Origin of the sequence: Seonamhaeicola sp. MEBiC01930 (genome assembly GCF_045277075.1) — a bacterium.
Taxonomy (GTDB): Bacteria; Bacteroidota; Bacteroidia; order Flavobacteriales; family Flavobacteriaceae; genus Seonamhaeicola.
On record NZ_CP104270.1, the window covers coordinates 3,486,554 to 3,506,822 of the forward strand.

Here is a 20,269-nt window from a genome sequence, read left to right on the forward strand (position 1 = left end):
ATGAAAAAGATATTAGTAGCAAACCGAGGTGAAATTGCCATAAGAGTGATGAAAACCGCTAAAAAAATGGGTATAAAAACAGTGGCTATATATTCTACTGCTGATAGAAATGCACCTCATGTAAAATTTGCTGATGAAGCCGTTTGTATTGGTGAAGCTCCATCTAGTGAATCTTATTTAAGGGGTGATAAAATCATTGAAGTTGCCAAAAACCTTCATGTTGATGGGATTCATCCTGGGTATGGTTTTTTAAGTGAGAATGCTGATTTTGCTGAACTCACAGAAAAAAACAATATTGTGTTTATTGGACCACGTTCAAAAGCCATCAAAATAATGGGAAGCAAATTAGCTGCAAAAGAAGCGGTTAAAGCTTATAATATTCCCATGGTTCCAGGAATTGATGAAGCCATTACTGATGTTGAGAAGGCTAAAAGCATTGCAAGAGAGATAGGTTTCCCTATTCTAATTAAAGCTTCTGCAGGTGGTGGTGGTAAAGGTATGCGTGTTGTTGAAAAAGAAAGTGATTTGGAATCTCAAATGACAAGAGCCATTAGTGAAGCAACCTCAGCCTTTGGTGATGGTTCTGTTTTTATTGAGAAATACGTCACTTCACCAAGGCATATTGAGATTCAGATAATGGCAGATAGTCATAATAACATTCTTCATTTCTTTGAACGGGAATGTAGTATACAGCGCAGGCATCAAAAGGTTGTAGAAGAAGCCCCTTCTGCTGTTTTATCTCCAGAATTACGAACCAAAATGGGAGAAGCAGCTGTAAAAGTTGCTAGATCCTGCGACTATTTAGGAGCCGGAACAGTAGAGTTTTTAATTGATGCAGACCATAATTTCTACTTTTTAGAAATGAATACCCGTTTACAAGTAGAACACCCTGTGACCGAATTAATTACAGGTATAGATTTGGTAGAACTTCAAATAAAAGTGGCGCGTGGTGAAGCACTTGATATGAATCAGGAAGATTTGAATATAGAAGGTCACGCTCTAGAACTAAGGGTCTACGCTGAAGACCCTTTAAACGATTTCTTACCAAGTGTTGGCAATCTAAGTACGTATAAGCTTCCTGTAGGGGAAGGTATTCGTGTAGATAATGGTTTTGAAGAAGGCATGGATATTCCTATTTATTACGATCCTATGCTCTCAAAATTGATTACCTACGGAGCAACCCGAGAAGAAGCTATTCAACTTATGATAAAAGCCATTGAAAATTATCAAGTAGAGGGTGTTCAAACAACATTAGCTTTTGGAAAGTTTGTTTGTGAACACGAGGCTTTTTGTTCAGGAAACTTTGACACGCACTTTGTTAAAAATTTCTATTCTCCAGAAGCGTTGCAGCAAAAAACCGAAAACGAAGGTAAAATTGCTTCATTAATAGCTTTGAAACAATATTTAAATGACCAAAAACTTTTAAGGTTACCAAACTAATCACTTATGGATTCTAGAATAAAAAAACTTAACGAACATGTTGCCTTAGCACATTTAGGTGGCGGACAAAAGCGAATAGATAAACAACATGCTAAGAAAAAACTAACAGCCAGAGAACGTATTGATTACTTAATGGATGAAGGCTCTTTTGAAGAAATCGGTGTATTGGTAACACATAGAACTACTGATTTTGGTATGGACAAAGAAATTTACTTTGGTGACGGTGTTGTTACCGGTTATGGCACAGTTAATGACCGCCTAGTATATGTGTACGCCCAAGATTTTACTGTATTCGGTGGTGCCCTGTCTGAAACACATGCTGAAAAGATTTGTAAAATCATGGACTTAGCAGTTAAAGTTGGAGCTCCCATTATAGGCCTAAATGACTCCGGTGGAGCACGTATTCAGGAAGGCGTAAAATCACTTGGTGGCTATGCAGATATATTTTACAGAAACGTACAAGCCTCTGGAGTTATACCTCAAATATCTGCCATTATGGGGCCTTGTGCTGGAGGTGCAGTATACTCACCAGCAATGACCGACTTTACGATCATGGTAGAAAACACAAGTTACATGTTTGTTACAGGCCCTAGTGTAGTGAAGACTGTAACCAATGAAGAAGTAAGCAGTGAAGAGTTGGGTGGTGCATATACACATGCCTCAAAATCTGGGGTAGCACATAAAACTTCAGCAAATGATATTGAGTGTCTTGAAGACGTTAAAAAACTACTTAGTTATTTACCACAAAACAATACGGAAACACCCGAAAATTTAAACTTCTCTCCAGAAGACGAAATCAGAGATGTTCTGTCTGGAATTGTTCCTGAAAATGCAAACAAACCTTATGATATGCATGAGGTTATTTCGGGCATAATTGATACAGATTCATTCTATGAAATCCATAAAGATTATGCAGAGAATATCATTGTTGGTTTTGCAAGATTAGGAGGTAGAAGTGTTGGAATAATTGCCAATCAACCTATGTTTCTTGCGGGTGTTTTAGATGTCGATAGTTCTAAAAAGGCGGCAAGGTTTACACGATTTTGCGACTGCTTTAACATACCGCTATTAGTTTTAGTAGATGTTCCTGGTTTTTTACCAGGCACTGATCAAGAATGGAATGGCATTATTGTTCATGGAGCCAAACTTTTATATGCCTTAAGTGAAGCCACGGTGCCAAGAATAACGGTCATTACAAGAAAAGCATATGGTGGTGCTTATGATGTAATGAATTCTAAACATATTGGTGCTGATTTAAATTATGCATGGCCAGGAGCTGAAATAGCGGTAATGGGTGCCAAAGGAGCAAGTGAAATTATATTTAAACGCGAAATTGCTGAAGCCAATAATCCGGCAGAAAAACTGGCTGAAAAGGAATCTGAATATGCTGAGAAATTTGCCAACCCTTATAGAGCTGCTAGACGGGGATTTGTTGATGAAGTCATTTATCCTAAAAACACAAGAAGGAAATTAATAAAGGCATTTTCAATGTTAGAAAACAAAGAGGTTAATAAACCGAAAAGAAAACATGGGAATATTCCTTTATAATATAAAATCAAAAAGGAGGCTCCCTAACTCGCCTCCTTTTCTTTTAACCTTTAATCATTAATAAACCATTAAGTTTATTACAATTAATTTCAATTTCATAAATTTTGTTTTTTAACTAAAAAAGTCTGATAAATTTTATCATAATCTTTTTTAGAAACCAACCAATAGTAAAACAAAACAAATGAATCCCTTACGAGATATAATTGTTGATTAATAGCTAAGCAAATATCATAAACTCCACTTAAAAATACAGTCTTAATTACTACGCATTCACTACGCATCTTTAAAATTAAGCTGTTATTACTGATAATTTGAGCCAATGGGCCCTAGTTTATATGTAAAAAAGTGTTTTCAAGAAATTGAAGAAGAGTTGTTTCCTTTTTATCAAAGTTTAACTTTTTGGTAATTCTATAACGTTTACTTTCAATAGCTCTTACCGTTGTATTTAGAAAAACGGCAATCTCCTTATTTTTAAAACCAATGAATAAATAGTAGCAAATAATAACTTCAGAATCATTTAACTCTGGATATAGGTCTTTTATTCCCTTAAAAAAATCAACATTAAAATCATTTACCAGCTCTAGATGGTTTTCACTCTTATCTAAAAGCGTTGATGATCTTAAATGTAATGCCGTATAAAATTCTTTTATCCTTTTTCTTTGAAGAATTACATCATCCAATGAAGAAATATTTTTAACTTCAATTTTTAAACCGCTAATAAAGTCTTCTAAACCTTGTACCTTAACAGCTAGTTTCTCATTTGTGGACTTTAAATATGATAATTTTTGTTTTTGATTGTCCAAACTATTTAGTTTTTCTTTCTGCTTTTTATAAAACACAAAATAAATAAGGCTAATCCCTAAAAAACTAAAAATCAAAACCGTTCCTAGTACTTCATAAAGCCTTTTTCCTTCAACTTCATTTACTAATTTGTTCTCTGTTTTAAGGAGGGCATCATTAATAGTAAAACTAGAATTTACAAGATTTTTTAATAATTTTTCTTCAAAAATTCTCAATGAGTCCAAATAATTTTTTGATGCATTTAAATCTCCTAAATAATTATTTACTTCCGCATTAAGAGAATAATATTCCTTAATGGTTTCTTCTTCCATACAAGTTCTGATTAATGATGCTTTCTCAAGATGATGTAAAGTTGAATCAATTTGCTTTTCTTCAAAATATACATCAGCGAAACATACATTAAGTGTTGCTTTAAAAGAATTAAAATTAAAAGATGAAATAGTGGAATTGCTTTCAAGGTTTTTAAACATCTTAAAATTAGAATAAGCATTCTTAAAATCTTTTAAATAAAGATAATTTGAGGTTAACATATACCTTGCAAATAAATGATAATATGCATCATCCTTAATATTTATATATTCATCTAGATGCTTATGTATTAATTTATTACTTAATTCCATCTCACCGTCTAAAAACTTAATATAAGCCTGCATCTGTTTAACCTCTAAAACACCATTTCGATAATTGGCTTTTTTGTAATATTCCTTAGCCTTACTTAAAAACACCATAGCTTCTGGGTCTTTATTCGTAAAATACATGGTATGGAAAAGTTCTATACAAGAGCCCCCTGCTATTTTATAGTTTTTTTCAATTTCAGCATATTTAAGTGCCATAATCTGACATTGGTGCTCATCTGATATTTCATTAAAACCATCATGAATTAGAGCCTTTATTGAGTAGTATTCTGCTAACCTTCCCTCAATATAGTTATCTATTGGTTTTGGTATGGAATCTAAAAATTTAAGTGTTTTTTGATTATCATAATCAATATGATAATTAGCAGAATCAATTAGGCGTTTGTATTCATTTTGACCACATAATGAATTGAAAATTAGGACACAAAAGAACACAAGACCTTTTGTTTTCAAATTGTTGTTGAGAGATTTTAACAAAAGAATTACTTAAAATTAATAACAATTAAACAAATGTAAGATAAAATATACAATATAAGCAAGAGTATTAAAAAATTTAAAGCCTAAACAATAACCCAAATTCTATATTTGTGGTGTTATGACCTCTATTTGGTTGTTTAAAATCTAAATTAGAGGTATGCCTTATAGAATACCTAAAATCTAATACAATTCTACTTATAGAGTACGATAACCCTAGCCCAAATACATCAGAAAAAGCAAAACCTTTAGCTAATCTTTCTGTTTCCTTATTTGATATCATGGGTCCTACCCCTCCAATTACATTAGCACTTAAATTTTTATAAAGCCTATACCTAACAAGAATTCCACAATTCAATACATATTCAGTAATACGCCTCTTTGTAGTGTGTAATTCCCTTAATTTTTGGTAATCTTTAATTTCAGTCGAAATTAAACTTTCATTTAAAAGTTGGTGTTTTGCAATATTAATACTCGGTTCTAATTGAAACTCATAAGCCCATCTCCCCTTTTGCTTTAACCTATAATTTACTATGGTTTTATAAAATACTACAGTATGTCTATGATCTTTTAAAAAATATGGAAATTTACTTTGCGACCCTTGACCATAAGCAATACCCAGTTTAAAATTTTCTTTTTTTAATTGAGCCGGTAGGTCAAAAATGTCACCCAATAAAAAAGAAAAAATAAAAATATAGAGAATATATTTATTTTTAAATTTCATTGAAATTCAAGTACGTACGTTTACTATAAATATAAGAAATTTATATCAAATCACCTCCGAACCTATATCTTATCTAAAACATACTTTATTCTAAGGAGTCTAATAAACGCCTATGATAATTAATTTGACCTAAATGATATGCTAAATGTGTAGTTAAGTGTACTAAAAAATATTCGGTAGTCATTGGCTTTCCAAAAACCTCAACCGGGTAAACTTCTTCTAATGTTTTTGTTGATAAGTGCTTAAGCACCTTCTCAATCATTTGAACAGTATCATCAATCTGAATTAACATATCTTTCTTAGGTATGTTATTCAAAGAAAATTCTAAATCTCGCCGTCTAACATATCCCGAATTTCCAATTATGGCACCAATAAAGTGATTTAAGTTCCCTATTACATGCAAACATAAATTACCTGCTGTATTATTTATGTCCTTATCTAAAAACCAAAGGCTACTTTCAGTCTTGTAAGCGTCTATTTCTATTTTCAATTTGTTTAGGTCTCTTTTAAATAATTGTATTAAAGTATCAGGTAGCATAATTATAAGTTTAATAAAATTAAAAGTAGCTTCTTAAAAATATCACAATGAAATCTCTACCACTAATGTAAGCACTTCAAAATAAATTTAAAAACACATTAAAATAACATATGGTCTTACATCATTTTATTAATTTTATAGCATGTAAATTAATAGAAATAATAAAATAAAAAGGCATCATGAAAATTTTAGGTATTGGAAAGAATTATGTAACTAATAAAAGTGAAATAGCTAATATTAAGGACGGATATCAACTTATTTTTCTTAAAGCTGACAGCACTTTAGTAACGGATAATAAAGATATAAAATATCCTTCCGATATTTCTGACAAAGTGGCTTATGAAGTAGAGTTAGTTGCAAAAATTGGTAAAGCTGGTAAAAATATTTCTGCAACTGAAGCAGCTTCTTACATTTCTGAATTTGCTATTGGAATAGATTTTACTGCAAAAAACCTTATCACTGCAAGTAAAGAAAAAAATCATCCCTGGGTATTTGGTAAAGGGTTTGATGGAGCTTCGCCCATTTCTAATTTTAAACCTATATCAGATTTTCCTGACTTAAATGATGTAAATTTTGATTTGAAAATAAATGGAGAACTGGCTCAAATAGGAAACACTGATTTTATGATATATAGCTTTGGAGAAATCCTCGCTTATATTTCTAAATATATGACTTTAAATCCAGGTGATTTAATTTTTACTGGAACACCAGCAGACGGCATTGGATTAATTAATAAAGGTGACCATTTACAGGCTTCAATTGAAGGTGAGGTACTTTTAGATTTTAAAATGATATAAAATATTCATTTGCAACTATGAAAAGCTACCCTATAGGTAGCTTTTTTTAGCCATAAAACTACATTTAGCTTGGTGGGTAACACAATAATATTTTAGAAGCTATTTTAGACTGAAAAGTAATTTCATCAATGGCTGCTGATAAAAATATTTCATCACCTTGAGAATATTCATATTCTTTCCCCCCACATAGCATTACTCCTTCACCAGTGTATATTACCGCTACTCTGAAAGCTCCATTAGCTTTTATGCTAATAGTTCCATTTAAATCGAGTTCTTCCAATCCAAAACAATCCGTATGCTTTTCGTTAAAAATAGATTTTAATTTATAGCCTTTTGCTTCATCTAAAACCTGAGGCTCTATTTTCCACTTAGCCATGGCTTCCTTATAGGAATAGGTACTATAATGGAAACACTCTAACATCTTATCTGCACCCAAACCTTGATGAATTAATTCATCTGAAATCTCAAGTCCGGCGGGTGTTACTTTTTCAACGCGCATAGTATAATCTGTTGGTTCTTGTACCTCCATTAAAAAACACCCGCTACCAATAGCATGCGGAACGCCACCATAAACCATAAAAGCATCACCAGGTTTAATTTCAATACGGTGCAGGCAATTAAGCATGCCCGCAATATCTTGATTTAAAAAATGTTGTTTCCATATTTCTGGAGTAACACCTTCTTTAAACCCCATATATACAACTGGTTTTTCGCCACCTACCTCTCGCTTGTTTAAAACATACCAAGATTCTGTTTTACCAAAATTAGAATTAAGCATTTTTTTGGCATACAACTTATCCGGGTGCACCTGAATAGTTAAGCGCTCTTTAGCATCTAGCATTTTAATTAAAACACCTGTTGTTCCATATTTTTCAGCAATTTTTTCACCTAAATAAAGCGTTTTATCTGAATCAATCAGGTCTTTCAAAGATATAATGCCTTCTGGGGTATTTATTAAAGATAAACCCTCTCTTTCAGGCCTTCCTTTACCTCTTGCGGTAACTGTAGACATAATCCACTCTTCAGGCAAATCTCCATCTATTTCGGAATCACTTCTCTTCCACTTATCAATTAATGCGCCTCCTTCATAGGTTCTCCAAACTCTATTATGATTTTGCTTTAATGGTATATAGGCATATTGCCTTAAATCATTGTTCATATTTACTTAACTAATCAGTTGTATAACACCTTTTATTCCTATTACCGAAGTAAAAATTGAAAATAAAAAAAGGATAACCAAAAATACATTTGTTAAAACTGAATTCTTATACTTTCCCATTAAATCTTTTCGGTTTGTTAAATATAAAATACCTCCTACGGTTAATGGTAAAATTATTGAGTTTAATGCTTGAGAAATAATCATCACAAAAACAGGTCTCGCATTAAAAATTGGCACTACTAAACCTAATAAAGATATTAGTAATACCATCACTCGGTATTTAGGTAGTGTCATTTTTCGTTCAGAATTATTATAATCACATAACAACCATGGTAACATTAGAATATTAGGAAATTGAGATGAAACACCTGCAGAAACTATACCTATAGCAAATACAGATGTAGCAAAACTTCCTGCAAGAGGTTCTAGAAGTTCAATCATTTGAGATGCCTTAGATAAGCCAATGCCTTCTATATATAAGGTACCAGCAGCCGCAGCCATTATTGATGAACTAATAACAAACATTAAGGTTACAGATACTATAGCATCATTACGCTGCTTTTTAAAATCATTTATGGTCCAACCAGCTTCTTTTACCAAGGTTGTTCTTATAATAAATAAACCAGAAAACACTGTAGTTCCTACCAAAGAGGCTATAACTAAAAAGGGGCCTTTTTCTTCATTTAAATTTTCAGGAATATTTGGAATCAAACCTTTTATAATCTCTGAAGGTGGTGGTGTTAAAATGAAAAAGTTTAGCAAAAAACTAGCAGACATTATGGCCACAATTACAGCTAAAGCCCTTTCAAAAAACTGTGTTTTACCATTCCAAAAAATAAAATAAACCAATGAAATAAAAAAAATGGCGAAGTAAATTGGAGATATTCCCGTGTCTATAACAGATTTAGACCATTCATAACAAATATCTGCTACAATGCCCATTACTCCCATAACACTACCACAAACACCAGCTGTTAAAGCCACTATAAAGAAGATACCTACCCCAGGATGAATATGTTTTTTAAATGCTTTTAAAGCCGTTTCGCCAGTAACAAGAGTGTAACGACCGTAAAGAGTAATCATTAAAAAGGTTGCTAGACAAGAAGCTACAATGGTCCATAATAAAGACATACCATAGGTTGCACCTGCTTTTGCCATAGCAGTAACGCTTCCTGTTCCAATATTAAACCCAAGCAGAAAAATTCCTGGTAAAAATAGAACAATGCCCTTTTTTATTTTTTCTTTTAATGAAGTTCCCAAAAGGTTTATTAGTTTAGTGGTTAGAATTGTTAAATATAATAACTAGTTTAATAACCCCACATAAATAATTATTTAAAGTAATTATGGCTTACGATGAATATTTTGCAGACCGCATAAGGCAACAACTCAAAGAAAAAAAAGCAAATTTCTCGGAGCTAAAAATGATGGGTGGCTTGTGTTTTAAACTTGACAATAAGATGCTTTGCGGTATTCATATTGACAAAAAATACGGTGATAGCCTTTTAATGGCTCGTATTGGTGAAGAAGCTTATTTAAAAGAACTAGAAAAAGAAGTATGCCTCCCTATGGACTTTACAGGTCGGCCAATGAAGGGTTATATTTTTGTAACACCTGAGGGTTTTGATTCTGAAGCTGACCTAAGTTATTGGCTAGATCTGTGCATTACTTTTAATCCTTTGGCAAAAGCCAGCAAACCAAGAAAGAAGAAATCTTAATTTCATCATTTTTTAAAAAATTCAATTCGAAACTATCAATCACTTATCTGTGATGTTTTTTTCTGTTATTCAAAAGTCTAAATATTAAGGAGTTTTTTATCCTTTATTTAGAATTATTATAAATTACTGAAAGAATATAACTTAAAATCTAAACATGACAAATGTTAGTTTTTTATACTAATACGCATATTAATTTTGACTGAGTAATATTTAAGATATAATACTCTTTTAAAACTACCAACTTGAACCTAAAGAAAAAAGAAATACTCCCGAACAAAAAATCAAGATGGCGTCCAGTTGCTATTGTTTTAATTGGGTCTCTCGTAGGTTTGGGTTTTTTTATGGCTAAAGAAGCGTCATTGGTTTCTTATATGTCTAATAAACCTGAAGCTTGTGTTAATTGCCATGTTATGACACCAATGTACAATAGTTGGATGCATAGTTCTCATAGGGAATACGCTAATTGTAACGACTGTCATGTACCTCACGATAACGTGGCCAACAAATACTTTTTTAAAGCAAAAGATGGTTTATTCCATGCCTCCATATTTACGGCCAGAATGGAGCCTGAGGTTATGTTTATGAGAGAGGCTTCAGAAGAAGTGGTTCAAGACAACTGTATTAGATGTCACGTACAGCAGGTAACTCAAATAAAATATGATGGATGGTTAGATGGTCATAAATCAAGTAGAACAGATAGAAAATGTTGGGAATGCCACCAAGAGATACCGCATGGAACTGTTCATGGGATTTCTACCATTCGTAGCAATATAGCACCAATTCCAACAGATACGCTAACCACGGTGATACCGAAATGGTTAGACAATAAAATAAACGATTAAAAACTAATTTACACGACCCACAAATATTTAGAAAATGAAAAACAAAGTATTATTTATTGTAACTGTAGTTGTAGTATTCCTTTTAGGACTACTTGCTTCCAGCATTGTAAATAGGAAAAATGAAGCCAAGTACAAATATGTTCCTCAGGTAGAAATTAATGAAAATGAACCTAGAAATGAGGAATGGGGTAAAAACTTCCCAGCAGAGTATCAATCATTCTTACAAACAGAACAAGGTGATTTTGCTTCTTTCCAAGGTGGTAATGCCATGAGAGACATGTTAGAAGAAGACACACGTTTAGCAGTACTTTGGGCAGGATATGGTTTTGCTAAAGATTATAACCAAGGGCGAGGCCATCAATATGCTGTTGAAGATATTCATAATACATTAAGAACTGGTGGGCCAAAGGGTGAAGGTGACGGACCAATGCCAGCTACCTGTTGGACTTGTAAATCTCCTGATGTACCACGTTTAATGAATGAAATTGGTATTGCTGAATTCTATAGTGGAAAGTGGGCTGATAAAGGTGAAGAAATTGTAAACCCCATTGGCTGTGCAGATTGTCACGATTCTAAAACTATGAAATTGACAATTACGCGTCCGGCATTAGTTGAGGCTTTTGAAGCTATGGGTAAAGATATCAACAAGGCTACACACCAAGAAATGCGTTCGTTAGTTTGTGCACAATGTCACGTTGAGTATTACTTCAACAAAAACACACCTGGTAAAGAAGGGGTTCCATATTTAACTTTCCCATGGAAAGACGGAATGTCTGTAGAAGCCATGGAAAAATATTATGACGACTTGAACTTTAAGGACTGGACGCACAAATTAAGTAAAGCGCCAATGCTTAAAGCACAACACCCAGGTTATGAAACATATTTAACTGGTGTTCATGCTGATAGAGGTGTTTCTTGTGCCGATTGTCACATGCCATATAAAAGTGAAGGTGGACAAAAATTTACAGATCATCACATTCAGTCGCCTCTAAATAATGTAGCAAACTCTTGTCAAGTATGTCACCGTGAAGATGCAGAAAAACTTAGAGCCAATGTTTATGACCGCCAACAGAAAGCAGCTGAAAGTAGATTACGCTTAGAAGATGCCTTGGTAAAAATGCACGTTGAAGCCAAAAAATGTTGGGACTTAGGTGCAACAGAAGTACAAATGAAAGATATATTAATGGATATTCGTCATGCACAATGGCGTTGGGATTATGCTGCTGCTGCACACGGCGCATCATTCCACTCTCCTGTTGAAACAGCAAGAGTTTTAAGTAGCGGCTTAGACAAAGCTACAGAAGGCCGTGTAAAATTAGCTCGTTTATTAGCAGAGTTAGGACATAACAAACCTGTAGAGATGCCAGATCTTAGCTCTAAGGAGAAAGCCCAAGAATATATTGGTTTAGATATGGAAAAACTAAACAAGGAAAAAGAAGAGTTCAAAGAAAACCTTCTTCCAAAATGGTTAGAGGCTGCCGAAAAACGTGAAGCTACTTATGGTAGCCAACAAGTTTCTACAGCAAACTAGGTAACTATATTTATTAGTTGACCCTCAAAGGGTCAAAAAAGAGATAATCTTTGGAGATTGGTGTTTTGCTTCAAAGGTTATCTTTTTTAAAACACAAGGTATGAGTAAGCTATACAAATTCTTTTCCTCTTCAGGATTAGCGTTAATTCTATTGTTAATTTTCGCCATAGCAATGGGAGTTGCCACATTTGTTGAGAACGATTACGGCACCGCAGTAGCATGGGTCAGTATCTACGATTCTTGGTGGTTCGAGATTGTTTTGGTTGGGCTTGCCATAAGCTTTATTTTCAATATTTTTAAATACAAGCTATTCAGAAAACAGAAATGGGCCATTTTTCTGTTTCATATTGCCTTTATAGTCATAATTCTTGGTGCAGGTATTACCAGATACACCGCATATACTGGAATCATGAGAATTCGTGAAGGCGCCTCCTCTAACGTTATTATTTCGGATACTAAAATATTAACAGCCACTATTGCGGACGGCAAAAACGAAAAGACCATTCATAAAAAACTAAATTTTTCGCCATTGGAGGACAACCATTTCGAAATCAATACAGATTTTTATGGTAAAGACATTAGCATTAGTTACCACGAATATATCGCCGATGCTTCCCCCAAAGTGATTAAGGATAGCATCAATGGTAAACCTCTGTTAGAAATGGTGGTCACTGCGGGCAATGGAAGGAATACCGTTTATTTGGAAAAAGGAGAAATTGAAAGCATTGGTTCACACCATCATGAAGTTGGTTTTGAATCTGATAAAGAAGGTATTATAAATATTTACGAAGATGAAGGTGCTTTAAAAATAAAAAGTCCGCATCCTGTAGATTTCTTTATCATGTCTAGTCAACAGGCCGGTAAAATCACGCAGGATACGCTTCAAAGTATTTCTTTAAAGACCTTATTCCGTTCTGGAGATTTTTCTTTTGTTCCCACAGCCTATCATCCAAAAGGAACTTTTAAATTGGAAAGTTCAGCTTTAAATAAAACCGATAACGATGAAACTTTAGACGACGCATTAATTGTAAACGTTAAAGTGGGAGATGAAGCAATTCAGGAAACCAATCTACTTTACCGCGAAGGTTTTTTACCCATAAAACATATTGGCGAATTTAAAGATGATTTACAAATTATTTTATCATACGGTGCTGGGGCAATTGAATTGCCATTTTCATTAAAACTTAATGATTTTCAACTGGAACGATACCCAGGTTCATCCAGTCCATCGGCATATGCCAGTGAAGTCATGATTTTAGATGAAGGGCAACAAATTCCTTACAGAATATTTATGAACAATGTTTTAGACTATAAAGGGTTTAGGTTCTTTCAAGCTAGCTATGATACAGACGAACAGGGAACCGTGCTTTCTGTAAACCATGACAGTATAGGTACATGGGTAACTTACATTGGTTATTTTTTAATGGGACTTGGCATGTTTTTCACTTTCTTCGGAAAGACCTCCCGTTTTCAAATTATAAATAAAAAACTGAAAAAATTAAAAACAAAAACGGCCACGGCTGTTGCTGTATTGGCTTTCTTGTTAGGAATTCAATCTTCTAACGCATCAACTATTCAAGATAGTGTTCCCCCTACTCCTTCTATTGAAAACCTAATAAAGTCTCAGCAAATTGAACAGCATCAGGCCGACTTTTTTGGGCGCTTATTAGTTCAGGATTTAGATGGACGTATAAAACCCATAAACACACTTGCTTCGGAATGTATTAGAAAGATTTCTAGAAAATCGTATTTCAAATACCCCATTGACGGGCAGAACTTTAAATTAGATGTCAATCAGGTATTCTTGGGAATGCATATGGCACCCGGCGTTTGGCAACGAATTCCAATTATTAAAGCCGATTCTGAAAAAACTGGTGACCTACTGAACGATATTCCTGTAGGTGAAAACAGGCTTTATGCCTTTGTAAGTTTCTTAGATGAAAAAGGAGGCTATTTACTTTCTGAAGCCGTTGAACAGGCCAATAAGAAGAAACCTGCAGAGCGCAATGAGTTTGATAAGGAAGTTTTAAAAATTGACGAGCGTTTTAATATTTTATACAACCTGTTTTCTGGGAATTATTTAAAAGTTTTCCCAAATAAAGAAGACACTAATAATACTTGGTTTAGTTACACCCACGATTTTAAGGATTTCACAGAAGAAGATGGTAGGTTTGCAAAAAGCATTCTACCGGCTTATTTTAATGACATTAGAACAGGTAAATACAATGAATCCTATGAAAAAGTAGGCTATATTAAGAAGTATCAAGATGTCATTGGAGCTCATGTAATTCCATCACCAGAACGGGTTGAAGCGGAATTGTGGTACAATAAAGCCAATATTAATTTCTGGTTGTTCCAAGTATTTTTTACCATTGGTTTTGTATTGCTAATAATGGCCATTGTAAAGATGTTTGTTAACAATAAATTGGTTGACATTGTTTGGAACGGACTTGTTCTACTCACCCTAATTTCCTTTTTACTATTTACTTTCAACATTATTTTACGTTGGTATGTTTCACAGCATGCACCATGGAGTAACGGTTATGAAATGTTGGTTTTTGTGGCTTGGTGTTTATTGTTAAGTGGACTCATAACTTTTAGAAAATCAGATTTCTCCTTACCACTTTCTACCCTATTCTCTGGAGCACTCCTGTTCGTGAGTTATTTAGATTGGTTGAACCCAGAAATCACTAATCTAATGCCGGTATTAAAATCTTATTGGTTAAAAATACACGTGGCAACCATAGTAAGTAGTTATGCCCCATTAGCATTATCATCTATATTGGGTATTATGGCATTACTTTTAATGCTATTCAAAACTAAAAAGACTAAAGACATCATAGAGATAAAAATAAAAGAGCTTTCTTATATCAATGAACTTTCAATGACCATTGGGTTGTTTACTTTAGCTGTAGGAACCTTTTTAGGTGGGGTTTGGGCCAATGAAAGCTGGGGACGTTATTGGGCATGGGACCCAAAAGAAACCTGGGCGCTAATAAGTATTATTGTCTATGCAATTGTATTGCACTTACGCTTTATACCAAGGCTAAATAATTTCTTTACATTAAATGTTGCTAGTATGTTTGCCTTTTGGTCTATAATCATGACCTCATTTGGTGTGAACTACTATTTATCAGGATTGCATAGTTATGCTTCAGGAGACCCAGTTCCAATTCCAAATTTTATTTATATCATCTTTTCATCCATGATATTAATTACTGCATTAGTATTTTTCAGGCTTAGGAAAGATTTTAATAATAAATTTTCAAAACCTGATAATAGTTAGTTTTTTTAAAGGCTCGCGGTAGTAATTTTGGAGGCATAATAACAAAACAATCCTATTATGAAAACCACAGTCAAACTACTAATGGTTCTAATGTTATTAGTTAATATTGCCTGTAACTACAATAAAAAATTATCGCATAACAATTTAGCTGAACACGCCACAGAAGAAGGGCATTGGAGTTATGCTGGAGAAACCGCTCCAATTCATTGGGCTGAAATAGAAAAGAATTCAGACTGTAATGGCAATCACCAGTCTCCTATTAACATTATTCATAGTGATGTGGATTCTGTGCGTATTAATAACGATTTAAAAATTTTATACACACCCACTACTTTATTAAGCGAAGTTGAAAACAACGGACACTCCATTCAATTTGATTTTGAACCAGGGGATTCAATTAACTACAAGGGCAAATCTTTCTTCTTAAAGCAAATTCATTTTCATGAACCTTCAGAGCATAGAATTAATGGTATTACATACCCTATAGAAATGCATTTGGTTCACGTTAGTAAAAAAGGAGAAATTGCCGTACTTGGCGTTCTTGGGGAAGAAGGCAAAGAAAGTCAGTTGTTTGAATTTTTTGAAAGCTTTTTACCACTAGAAAACGGTGCTGTTAAAGATATTCACCAAAAAATTGATTTATCGAGTTTGCTATTAGAGGATAAACATTATTATTCTTATGGCGGCTCTTTAACAACGCCACCTTGCTCAGAAAACGTAAATTGGATTGTTTTCAAAGAACCAATGGTGTTATCGGTTGAAGAAGTACTAAAACTAAAAAGCAATATGCCCCTTAATAACTACAGAAACGAACAACCTTTAAATGGCAGGATTGTAAATTATCATTATTAATTCCAGAAAATTTAGAGATTAAAAATAGAGTCACAAAAACTTGGGGGTGGTTTTAAACTAACTCCTATAGCTTATTTCTGAGCATATTTAAATACATCTGCTCTACCTTAGTTCTTGCCCATGGGGTTCGTCGCAAAAATTTTAAACTAGATTTTAAAGAAGGGTCATGAGTAAAACATCTAATGTTAATGCTATACCCCATATACTCCCAACCGTAGTGCGCTACCAAATCACTTATGATTTGTTCAAGCTTTACACCATGTAAAGGGTTATTAGGCTGTTGCTCCATTACAATACCAATGCTTTTATTTTGGTTGCTTTTTCAAAATGATTTAATTGATGGGTTTGTATCCACCAAGTAGCGGCTTCCATTAATAATTCCGGATTATCATTTTTATTTGCAAAAAACGCATAAAATGAAATACCAACACCTGTGCCTTTTTGTGCAATTTTCTTATCGCAAACTGCAATGATTTTGTTTTTTAATTCTGGCGTCATATATTAACGTCTATTATTATTAGAGCGTCTGTTTCTATTTCGTTTTGGACGTCTAGATTGGTTACTTTCATTGCCATCACTCCTAGAGTTATTAGTGCGTTTAGAATTAGACTTTCTTCTATTACCACCACCTTGATTTCGTTTAATAGGTTGGATAGAAGCATTAGGATCTGGTTCAAAACCTTCCAATACCTCCACAGGAATTTTCAAGTCTACCAACTTTTCAATACTCCTTAAATATGAGGTTTCATCAGCACTTACTAGAGACACAGCTTCACCACTAGCTCCTGCTCTACCGGTTCTACCAATTCGATGTACATAATCTTCAGATATATTAGGTAATTCAAAATTTACTACGTGCGGTAAAAGAGGTATATCTAATCCTCGGGCTGCAATATCAGTTGCTACTAAAACCCTTATAGTGCCCCTTTTAAACCCTGCTAAAGCTCTAGTTCTAGCACCTTGACTCTTATTTCCATGAATGGCTGCTGCCGAAATACCAGCACTCACCATTTTTTTACAAAGTCTATTTGCACCATGTTTGGTTCTTGTAAAAACCAACACTTGTTTCCAATTACCGTCAGAAATTAACTTAATAATTAATCCTGTTTTCTTGGTTTTGGCAACCCTATATACTTTTTGATCTATAGCCTCAACGGTAGAGTTTTCAGGAGTAGCCTCAACCAAAACTGGTTGATGCAAAAAGGTGCTTGCTAAATTTTTAATTTCTTTTGAAAAAGTTGCAGAAAACAACAAATTTTGCCTTCTATCAGGCACCAAACTAATCACCTTTTTTATATCTCTAAGAAAGCCCATGTCTAGCATTCTATCAGCTTCATCTAAAACTAAAATTTCAATTTTGGCCAATGATAGCAACCCTTGATTTTGTAAATCTAAAAGACGTCCTGGTGTTGCTATAAGCATATCAACCCCATTACGAATGGTAGCAACCTGAGGCTTTTGATTAACCCCTCCAAAAATAACAGCAGAACGTATATCTAAAAATGCACTATATGCTTTTACATTATTATGCACCTGTGCTGCTAATTCTCTTGTTGGTGTTAATACCAAAGCTCTAATAGGGCGTTTACGCATTGATTGTCCTTGAGACAATTTTTGCAGCATGGGTAATGTAAAACCTGCGGTTTTACCAGTCCCTGTTTGTGCTGATGCTAATACATCCTTTCCCTCTAAAATTAAAGGAATGGCTTTCTGTTGAATTGGTGATGGTTTAGTATAGCCTTGTTTACTGATGGCTTTTAGTAAGGCTGCAGATAAGCCTAATGAATTAAATGACATATATATGATTGTACAAATGACATTCTTATATATAGCGCCATTTTTTTATTATGTTACAAAGTTAAATGATTAACATACAATATGAGCATATTCATCTTATTAGTTTTAATATTGTACATAAAAGAGTTATGGATTGTATTTTTTTTAACATATAAAGTTCTAACCCAACCCTATTACTAAATATAAATTAGTTACTATTTATCTTTTGCATCTTTATGTAAAGCTGCGGCAGCAGCTCCTATAATACCAGCATGATTACCAAGTTTTGCAGGTAAAACCGGTGTCTTTATTTTTATTTGCTCCTTAAACTTATCAAAATCTTTAGAGCTACCACCACCAAGAATAAATAAATCTGGACAGGTTAAAAATTCAACTAATTCCAAAAATTTATTAAAACGTTTTCCCCACACTTTATAGCTAATACCGTCACGCTTTTTGGCTGAATTAGACGCATAAGCCTCTATAATACCGTATTTTTTGTTAGGGATACTTCCTAGTTCAAAATTTGGCAATAGCTCTCCGTTAAAAAAGGCTCCACTTCCTAGCCCCGTACCAATGGTAATAGTCATTACCAATCCTTTCTTACCTTTACCAATTCCATAATTCATAACGCCATAACCAGCTGCATCAGCATCGTTAAGTACGGTTACCGGCAATCCAACGGCTTCAGAAAAAAGTTTACTAGCGTTTACGCCTAACCAAGATTCGTGTAGATTTCCTTTTGATTTACAAACACCATTTTTAATAATAGTTGGGAACCCAATGCCAATTGGCCCCGAATGATTGAAGTGCTCAACAATCTCCTTAAACACTTTAGCCATAGCCTTGGGCTTTCTAGATTTTGGTGTGGGTATTCTAAACCGTTCAGTAATCATTTCTCCAGTTTCTGCATTAACTAAAGCTCCTTTCATTCCAGTACCGCCTATATCTATTCCAAGAATATCCATACATTAATTTTTAAAAGTCTGTCAAAAATAAGAAAAGTAATTTTGTTTATTCGCTTAGCTTGTTAGCTACAAGTTGTTTATAACTTTTCTGTCTTTGCTTGTAATACATATTGACATTAAAATTCAAAAATTCTATCTTCGTTATCAAACTATTTAGTTCATTGAAAACGAAAACCAATTCTAAGCGTTAACAACAAGCTAAAAGAACACGAATTATGAAACATTTAATTTTTTCGATTTCAATTATTTGTTCAATTAACTCTTTCACTCAAGAAGCAAATCCAGATTTATTTCAAACTTGGTATTTACAATCGGTTTTGGTTGGCGATGGAAGTCCAACTTATATAGTTTCTAGTATAGATCCTGCTATAGCGCCTACTTTAACAATTATGGAAGATTTGACTTTTTCTGGAATAGGAGCTTGTAATACTTTCAATGGAACTCTCAATTTACCATATTCTGATATTTTACAGACAGACCAATTTTCATATTCAACAGATGACTGTGGAATTGAAATACATAATGATTTTGAAAGCGCATACTTCAATTTTATTCAATTGCTAGCTGGATATTCAATATCTTCAGTAGATGATGGTTTGATTTTAAACATTAACACACCTATTTTCGGAAATGCAACTTTTCAAAACTATTATCCACTTATTAGTATAACAGAATTTGACTTAAATCAAATTGAAATTTATCCTAACCCTACAAAATCTAATATTTATTTAAAATACTCAAATAACCCAATTGCAAAAATTGAAATATTTAATTCGTTGGGACAAAATATGAAAAGAATAACACACAACTTTGAGACAATCAATATTTCTGATTTACCAAACGGACTTTATATAATAAAACTTTATACGGAATTTGGTATGGTTAATAAAAAATTCATAAAAGAATAAAAACTAGATAATAAGAATAGTCTGTAACCAACACGGTATATAATTTATTACCGGTTCTAGCTTACTTACGAAATTCTTTGAAATTTCTACATTAGTATTTTATTTAGTAAATCCATTGCTTAAATAACGGAACAAACCATACACAAAAACATAAGCGCACACCTAAAAATTTTTACAAAAAAAGACCTTGTTTTCACAAGGTCTTTTTTATATCTCAAAATTACCACCCTTCATCTGCGTTCAGTACTGGCATCACGTAAAACGTGATTCTCAAT

At 33.5% G+C, this 20,269-nt stretch carries 18 protein-coding genes; 9 read left to right on the forward strand and 9 right to left on the reverse strand.

Features of this window, described 5'->3' with window-relative positions; all coding sequences use genetic code 11:
- Together N1F78_RS15055 and N1F78_RS15060 are read left to right on the forward strand one after the other, a co-directional pair.
- Complete coding sequence (locus tag N1F78_RS15055; RefSeq protein ID WP_406683996.1) at positions 1-1,440, forward strand: acetyl/propionyl/methylcrotonyl-CoA carboxylase subunit alpha; 1,440 nt, start codon at positions 1-3, stop codon at positions 1,438-1,440.
- Between the two features lie 6 nt (positions 1,441-1,446).
- On the forward strand, positions 1,447-2,988 hold the full coding sequence (locus N1F78_RS15060; RefSeq protein ID WP_406683997.1) for an acyl-CoA carboxylase subunit beta: 1,542 nt from the start codon (positions 1,447-1,449) through the stop codon (positions 2,986-2,988).
- Positions 2,989-3,314: 326 nt separating this feature from the next.
- On the opposite strand, the gene N1F78_RS15065 is transcribed toward N1F78_RS15060, so the two are convergent.
- From N1F78_RS15065 to N1F78_RS15075, 3 genes are all read right to left on the reverse strand, one after another.
- The gene (locus tag N1F78_RS15065; RefSeq protein WP_406683998.1) at positions 3,315-4,877 is read right to left on the reverse strand and encodes a helix-turn-helix transcriptional regulator; all 1,563 of its coding nucleotides are present in this window, start codon (positions 4,875-4,877) and stop codon (positions 3,315-3,317) included.
- A gap of 100 nt (positions 4,878-4,977) precedes the next feature.
- Positions 4,978-5,571, reverse strand: a complete 594-nt coding sequence (locus N1F78_RS15070) for an acyloxyacyl hydrolase (protein ID WP_406683999.1) — start codon at positions 5,569-5,571, stop codon at positions 4,978-4,980.
- Positions 5,572-5,707: 136 nt separating this feature from the next.
- A complete protein-coding gene (locus N1F78_RS15075; protein ID WP_406684000.1) occupies positions 5,708-6,160 on the reverse strand; it encodes a DUF1572 family protein in 453 nt (150 codons plus the stop codon).
- A 179-nt stretch (positions 6,161-6,339) separates the two neighbouring features.
- On the opposite strand from N1F78_RS15075, the gene N1F78_RS15080 reads away from it, so the two are divergent.
- Complete coding sequence (locus N1F78_RS15080) at positions 6,340-6,957, forward strand: fumarylacetoacetate hydrolase family protein (protein ID WP_406684001.1); 618 nt, start codon at positions 6,340-6,342, stop codon at positions 6,955-6,957.
- Between the two features lie 64 nt (positions 6,958-7,021).
- Here the strand turns inward: N1F78_RS15080 and N1F78_RS15085 are convergent, their stop codons facing one another.
- Both N1F78_RS15085 and N1F78_RS15090 read right to left on the reverse strand, forming a co-directional pair.
- Positions 7,022-8,116: a type I phosphomannose isomerase catalytic subunit gene (locus tag N1F78_RS15085; RefSeq protein WP_406684002.1), complete on the reverse strand. Its 1,095-nt coding sequence runs from the start codon at positions 8,114-8,116 to the stop codon at positions 7,022-7,024.
- A 6-nt stretch (positions 8,117-8,122) separates the two neighbouring features.
- Positions 8,123-9,376: an Nramp family divalent metal transporter gene (locus N1F78_RS15090; protein WP_406684003.1), complete on the reverse strand. Its 1,254-nt coding sequence runs from the start codon at positions 9,374-9,376 to the stop codon at positions 8,123-8,125.
- A gap of 83 nt (positions 9,377-9,459) precedes the next feature.
- On the opposite strand from N1F78_RS15090, the gene N1F78_RS15095 reads away from it, so the two are divergent.
- From N1F78_RS15095 to N1F78_RS15115, 5 genes are all read left to right on the forward strand, one after another.
- Positions 9,460-9,831, forward strand: a complete 372-nt coding sequence (locus N1F78_RS15095; protein ID WP_406684004.1) for a TfoX/Sxy family protein — start codon at positions 9,460-9,462, stop codon at positions 9,829-9,831.
- Positions 9,832-10,073: 242 nt separating this feature from the next.
- Positions 10,074-10,673, forward strand: a complete 600-nt coding sequence (gene nrfH / locus N1F78_RS15100; RefSeq protein ID WP_406684005.1) for a cytochrome c nitrite reductase small subunit — start codon at positions 10,074-10,076, stop codon at positions 10,671-10,673.
- Positions 10,674-10,707: 34 nt separating this feature from the next.
- Positions 10,708-12,204 (forward strand): ammonia-forming cytochrome c nitrite reductase, encoded by a 1,497-nt coding sequence (gene nrfA, locus N1F78_RS15105; RefSeq protein WP_406684006.1) that lies wholly within the window; start codon positions 10,708-10,710, stop codon positions 12,202-12,204.
- A gap of 100 nt (positions 12,205-12,304) precedes the next feature.
- Entirely contained in the window at positions 12,305-15,490 is a 3,186-nt protein-coding gene (ccsA, locus tag N1F78_RS15110) for a cytochrome c biogenesis protein CcsA (protein ID WP_406684007.1), read from the forward strand.
- Between the two features lie 57 nt (positions 15,491-15,547).
- Positions 15,548-16,342, forward strand: coding sequence for a carbonic anhydrase (locus N1F78_RS15115; protein ID WP_406684008.1), 795 nt, complete (start codon positions 15,548-15,550; stop codon positions 16,340-16,342).
- Positions 16,343-16,406: 64 nt separating this feature from the next.
- Here N1F78_RS15115 and N1F78_RS15120 read toward each other — a convergent pair whose 3' ends face one another.
- The 4 genes from N1F78_RS15120 to ppgK form a co-directional block, all read right to left on the reverse strand.
- A complete protein-coding gene (locus tag N1F78_RS15120; RefSeq protein ID WP_406684009.1) occupies positions 16,407-16,631 on the reverse strand; it encodes a VF530 family DNA-binding protein in 225 nt (74 codons plus the stop codon).
- Positions 16,631-16,840, reverse strand: coding sequence for a DUF6500 family protein (locus N1F78_RS15125; protein WP_406684010.1), 210 nt, complete (start codon positions 16,838-16,840; stop codon positions 16,631-16,633). The genes N1F78_RS15120 and N1F78_RS15125 overlap by 1 nt, the downstream gene beginning before the upstream one ends.
- A gap of 3 nt (positions 16,841-16,843) precedes the next feature.
- The gene (locus N1F78_RS15130; protein WP_406684011.1) at positions 16,844-18,139 is read right to left on the reverse strand and encodes a DEAD/DEAH box helicase; all 1,296 of its coding nucleotides are present in this window, start codon (positions 18,137-18,139) and stop codon (positions 16,844-16,846) included.
- A 194-nt stretch (positions 18,140-18,333) separates the two neighbouring features.
- Positions 18,334-19,086: a polyphosphate--glucose phosphotransferase gene (ppgK, locus tag N1F78_RS15135; protein WP_406684012.1), complete on the reverse strand. Its 753-nt coding sequence runs from the start codon at positions 19,084-19,086 to the stop codon at positions 18,334-18,336.
- Between the two features lie 215 nt (positions 19,087-19,301).
- On the opposite strand from ppgK, the gene N1F78_RS15140 reads away from it, so the two are divergent.
- Entirely contained in the window at positions 19,302-19,994 is a 693-nt protein-coding gene (locus N1F78_RS15140) for a T9SS type A sorting domain-containing protein (protein ID WP_406684013.1), read from the forward strand.
- The last annotated feature ends 275 nt before the right edge of the window (positions 19,995-20,269 follow it).